Below are 1,006 nucleotides of genomic sequence, written 5' to 3' on the forward strand. Positions count from 1 at the left end.
GATCTATGTCACGCACGACCAGGTCGAGGCGATGACGCTGGCGGACCGCATCGTGGTGTTGAAGGAAGGCGTTGTCGAGCAGGTCGGCACGCCGATGGAACTCTACAAGCGGCCGGGCAATCTGTTCGTCGCCCAGTTCATCGGCTCGCCCGCCATGAACATATTGCCGGCGAAGATCGAGAAGGCCGGCAATCCGACCGTGGTCAGCCACGTCGGCGACCGCAAGGCGACGGTGCCGATCGCGACGCCCGCTTCGGCGAACGGCGCGGCGGTGAGCTTCGGCGTGCGGCCGGAGGATCTCGCGATCGCCACCGGCACGGACTATCTGTTCGAAGGCAAGGTGGACTATATCGAGCAGCTCGGCGAGGTACAGCTCGTCTATGTCGACATCGGCCGCGCCGACCTGCCGCTCGTGGCCAAGCTGCCGGGCAATGTCGAGGTCAAGCGCGGCGAGACCTTGCGGCTCAATGCCAGCGCCGGCGACCTGCATATCTTCGACGCGGACGGCCACTCCTTCACGCTTCATCGCGAAGAGGCGAAGGCGGCCTGAGGCCGGCATCCTTCCGCTCCGGCAAACAAAAGGACGGCGAGCCTGACTCGCCGCCCTTTTTTTCAACTGCCCGCGGCTGATAGAGCGTCTCACCGTTTCACGGAAACGATGAGACGCTCTATCTCTTTGTTTTCACGCAATTCCGGACGGAAAACCGTTACACACTTTTCCTGGAATTGCTCTAGCGGCCGAAGAGGTTGCGGTCGCTGCCCTGCGGGGCCGACTTCTGCTCGTCATTCGACGAGTTCAGCTGCTTGCGGACCGGCGAGTCGGAGCCGATCGACGAGGTGCGCGAGGTGTCGACTGCGGCCGCCGGCTGGTTTGCACCGTTGGAGCCGTAGTTGTCGCTGGCCGCGAAAGCGGCGCTGGAGAGGGCCAGAACGGCCGCGCTGGCAAGAATGATCTTCTTCATTTTCGATACTCCTGAATTCCAAATCTCATGCATGTCGTTTTCCC

General features: G+C 62.5%; 2 protein-coding genes. One reads left to right on the forward strand and one right to left on the reverse strand.

The genetic code is table 11. The features are described from left to right. Window positions 1-550, forward strand: a 550-nt coding sequence (locus EOA29_RS37760) for a TOBE domain-containing protein (protein WP_127222477.1), incomplete at its 5' end; no start/stop codon positions are given. Window positions 551-731: 181 nt separating this feature from the next. Here the strand turns inward: EOA29_RS37760 and EOA29_RS37765 are convergent. Next, on the reverse strand, window positions 732-962 hold the full coding sequence (locus EOA29_RS37765; RefSeq protein WP_126090675.1) for a DUF680 domain-containing protein: 231 nt from the start codon (window positions 960-962) through the stop codon (window positions 732-734). Between the last annotated feature and the right edge of the window lie 44 nt (window positions 963-1,006).

It is taken from the genome of Mesorhizobium sp. M1E.F.Ca.ET.063.01.1.1 (assembly GCF_003998155.1).
Lineage (GTDB): Bacteria > Pseudomonadota > Alphaproteobacteria > Rhizobiales > Rhizobiaceae > Mesorhizobium.